Source organism: Paraconexibacter sp. (assembly GCF_041602235.1).
GTDB lineage: Bacteria > Actinomycetota > Thermoleophilia > Solirubrobacterales > Solirubrobacteraceae > Paraconexibacter.
On record NZ_JBFIGP010000317.1, the window covers coordinates 1 to 4,103 of the forward strand.

4 protein-coding genes are annotated in these 4,103 nt (G+C 72.2%); 1 reads left to right on the forward strand and 3 read right to left on the reverse strand.

Features of this window, described 5'->3' with window-relative positions:
- The coding region (locus ABYE80_RS17880; protein ID WP_372791662.1) for an AAA family ATPase at positions 1 to 1,196 on the reverse strand (1,196 nt) is incomplete at its 3' end.
- Positions 1,197 to 1,347: 151 nt separating this feature from the next.
- On the opposite strand from ABYE80_RS17880, the gene ABYE80_RS17885 reads away from it, so the two are divergent.
- Positions 1,348 to 2,760 (forward strand): FAD-binding oxidoreductase, encoded by a 1,413-nt coding sequence (locus ABYE80_RS17885; RefSeq protein WP_372791663.1) that lies wholly within the window; start codon positions 1,348 to 1,350, stop codon positions 2,758 to 2,760.
- On the opposite strand, the gene ABYE80_RS17890 is transcribed toward ABYE80_RS17885, so the two are convergent.
- Positions 2,757 to 3,593: a hypothetical protein gene (locus tag ABYE80_RS17890; RefSeq protein ID WP_372791664.1), complete on the reverse strand. Its 837-nt coding sequence runs from the start codon at positions 3,591 to 3,593 to the stop codon at positions 2,757 to 2,759. The two genes, ABYE80_RS17885 and ABYE80_RS17890, sit on opposite strands and share 4 nt — an antisense overlap.
- A 3-nt stretch (positions 3,594 to 3,596) precedes the next feature.
- Positions 3,597 to 4,103, reverse strand: a 507-nt coding sequence (locus ABYE80_RS17895) for a hypothetical protein (protein WP_372791665.1), incomplete at its 5' end; no start/stop codon positions are given.

Below are 4,103 nucleotides of genomic sequence, written 5' to 3' on the forward strand. Positions count from 1 at the left end.
CTCGCCTCGAGCGCCTCCCCGACCCGGAGGTGCAGCTCCGCCCGGCGCGGTCCCGAGAGCCGGTCGTAGAGCGCCCGGCGCACGAGCTCGTGCGCGAACCGGCACGCCAGGCCCCGCGACGGCAGCGTCTCGATCATCCCGCTGCGCACCGCTTCGTCCAGTGCGGCCAGCACCTCGACCTCGTCGAGGCCGGCCGCGCGGGCGACGACGTCCAGCGCGAACTCCGCGCCGGCCGCGGCAGCGAGTTCGAGCAGGTCGTTGGTGGCCGGCGCCAGCCGCGAGAGGCGCTGGCTGACCACCTCCCGCACGCTGTCCGGACTGCCGAGGTCGGCGACGGAGCCCGTGAGGCGCACGGTCCCGTCACCGATCGTCACCGCGTCGGTCTCGACCAGCGCCCGCCACAGCTCGCACACCAGGAAGGCGTTGCCGTCGGTGAGGTCACGGATCGTCTCCGCCAGCCCGTGCACCTCGGGTGCGGACGCCGCCCCGATCGCGCCCTGGACGAAGTCGGCCACCTCCTCGCCGGAGAGCCCTTCGAGCCCGATGCGCACCGTGTCGTAGCGGCGCAGGTCGGCGATCGTCTCCGACAGGGCCTCGGGCACCGCGACCTCGGTGTCCCGGAAGGTGGCGAGGAAGAGCACGCGCCCCTCGCCCGTACGGGCGAGATGCCGCAGCAGGAGCAGCGACGCCGTGTCGGCCCAGTGCAGGTCCTCGATCACGAACAGCGTCGGCCGACGGCGGGTGATCGCGTCCAGGAGCTCGCCGACGGCCATGTGCAGCCGGTGGCGTTCCGTGTCCGGGTCCGCGTCCATCGCGGGGGTGAGCGCACCGACGCGCTCACCGAGGTCGGGGAGCAGGCGTGCGAGCTCACCACCGCGGCGGCCGAGTGCGCCCCGGAGCTCGTCGACACCGAGCGACTGCACGAGCTGGTCGAGCCCTTCGACGAACGGGCCGTACGGCGTGCGGACCTCGGCGTCACAGGTCCCGGAGAGGACGAGGACGTCGTCGGAGGCGGCTGCGGCGAACTCGCTCACCAGCCGGGTCTTGCCGGACCCCGGCTCGCCCCCCAGCAGCACGACGCGCGGTCCGTCGGTGTCCGCCCTGGGCATGAGCGCCTGCAGTCGCCGCAGCTCGGCGGACCGGCCGACGAAGGGGAACTTCGTCGTGTGACGCAGCGGGCCGGGGAGATCAGTCATCGCACGACGACGACGATAGTCACATTTGACCACGGGATCGAACGTGTCGCCCGCACGCGGGCCCGGAAAAGTCGGTCAGGTCGCGCCATGACAGGCGGTACCCCGGCGGCGAGGCTGCGAGAAGCCATCAACCACCTCACGGAGGACCGTCATGAGCACCATCGCCACCACCACCGGCGCCGCCGCGATCGCCACGGCCGCACGCCAAGAGCTGACCGGCTTCCGCGGCACGCTGATCGGCGCGCAGGACGCGGGATACGACGAGGCCCGCAAGCTCTACAACGCGATGATCGACAAGCGGCCGGCGATGATCGCCCGCTGCGCCGACCCCGACGACGTGGTGGCCGCGATCGCGTTCGCGCGCCGTCACGGACTGCTGCTCGCCGTCCGGGGAGGAGGACACAACGGCGGTGGGCTCGGAAGCTGCGACGACGGTCTCGTCATCGACCTCTCGCTGCTACGTGAGATCGAGGTCGACCCGCAGTCCCGCACCGTGCGGGTGGGCGGTGGGTGCACCTGGGGCGAGGTCGACGCGGCGACGCACGCCCACGGCCTCGCGACGCCGAGCGGCATCATCGGGACCACGGGGGTCGGCGGGCTGACGCTCGGCGGCGGTCTCGGGTACCTGACCCGGGCGTTCGGGCTCGCGATCGACAACCTGCTCGCCGTCGACATGGTGCTCGCCAACGGCGATCGCGTGGTCGCCAGCGCCGACGAGCACCCCGACCTGTTCTGGGCGGTCCGGGGTGGCGGCGGCAACTTCGGGGTGGTGACCACGTTCACGTTCCGACTGCACGACGTCAGCACGGTGATCGCGGGACCCACGTTCTGGCCGGTCGAGCAGACGGCCGAGGTCCTCTCGGCGTACCGCGAGTTCCTGCCGGCCGCGCCCCGCACGTGCAACGGGTTCTTCCTGGTCGGAGCGGTCCCGCCCGCCCCGCCGTTCCCCGAGGAGCTGCACGGGCGCAAGATCTGCGGCGTGGTCTGGTGCTGCCTGGGCACCGAGTCCGAGGCTGCAGCGGCCATGGCGCCGCTGCTCGACGCCTTGCCCGAGCCGCTGATGCACGGCCCCTCCGAGGTGCCGTTCCCGGGGATCCAGAGCGCCTTCGACGGCCTCTACCCACCCGGCCACCAGTGGTACTGGCGGGCCGACTTCGTCGACGAGATCCCCGATGCGGCCGTGGAGATCCACGCGCGCTTCGCCGAGCAGCTGCCGACGGCGCAGTCGACCATGCACCTGTACCCGATCGACGGCGCCGCCCATGACGTGGCGTCGTCCGACACCGCGTGGAGCTACCGCGACGCACGGTACGGCGCGGTCTTCGCCGGCGTCGACCCCGATCCGGCGAACGTCGAGGCGATCCGGCGCTGGAGCACCGGCTACCAGGAGGCCCTGCACCCCTACTCCGCCGGCGGCGCCTACGTGAACATGATGATGGACGAGGGCCAGGAGCGGATCCGCGCGAGCTACCGGGACAACTACGGACGGCTGGCGCAGATCAAGGCCGTCTACGACCCGGACAACGTGTTCCGGGTCAACCAGAACATCCAGCCGCAGGCCTAGGGACCTCCGCGCCCGGGACGCGCGCCGATACCGCGCGTCCCGGCGGGGGCTGCGCGCCAGGCCCGGAAGGCCGCGAGCGCCAGCACCATCAGGAACGCCTCGACCGCGAGATGGGCGTACGGGATCGGGGCGTCGCCGAACATGTCGAGCATCATCGGCACCTGGACCGCGAAGAGCCCGGCCACGGCAGCGCGCATGGCGAACCGCGGTGCGGCCAGCACGATCAGCACCTCGAAGACGAACAGCTTGAGATAGGTGTTGAGACCGTTCTGCGGCCCCATGCCGGTGAGGGTCGCGTCCAGGCCGCTGACGCCGTCGTTGTCGTGCAGCCAGAAGACGACGCTCGGGAAGTAGACCGCCGACGCCGCGATCAGCACGAGCCCGCCGCTCAGGCGCAGCGACGTGTCGCCCGCGCGCAGCGAGGTCCAGGCGAGCGCGGGGAAGGCCCGCACGTGGTCCAACCACGGCCCGCAGACGCGGATGAGCCAGGCGGCGTGGACCATGCGCGCGCCGGCCAGCGAGCACCGCAGGATCGTGAGCGCCAGGACCTCGCCGTCGAGGCCCTGGATGGCGAGGGCGACGGTCAGGACCAGGAACGACAGCCCGCTCGAGAAGCGGAAGACGTTGAACCACTGGCGCTTGGCGGCGGGGAGGAAGAGCGCGCCGATGTCGCTGACGGCCACGAAGCCGATGTAGTGCGCCACGAGCATCTGGCCCGCGTCGTCGTACGGTCGCCAGAAGAGCGCCGCGTACATCGCGACGTCCAGCACCAGCATGTGGGCGAACACCCGGCGCGTGATCGGCGCGGGGACGCGGGGCCCGGGTGCGCCCACGGGCTATCGCGCTCCCACCATCTCCACGATCGACGCCGCCATCTCGGCGCCCTTGTACTCCTCGATGAAGTGCCCGATGTCGCCGAACACGTGGGTCTCGTCCGCCATCTGGGGCAGCGCGGCGTGCCACTGGGCGATGACCGAGTCCTTGCCGCAGGCGTCCCACTGACCGAAGTAGCCGCAGGCCGCGATGTCTCGGCCGTCGGGACCCCACGCTGCGGCGATGGTCGACTGGATGCGGCCGTAGTAGGCGTGGTTGTCCTGGACCCCGTGCCGGGCATCGGTGTACCGGTAGCCGTGGCCCCAGACCGGCGTCTGGCGGACGTTGCGCTTGGAGCTGCGGGCGTTGGCGGACCCGCGCAGCATCTGCGAGAAGACGTGCTCCGGGGTGCCGGGCGGGACGGTCCCCCGGGCATGCCGCGTCAGCCAGGTCGCGGTCGTCCGCAGGAAGGTCGCCGTGCCCTGCGGGTGCGCGTGGCAGACGACGGCGGCGGCGACGCCGCCCCAGAG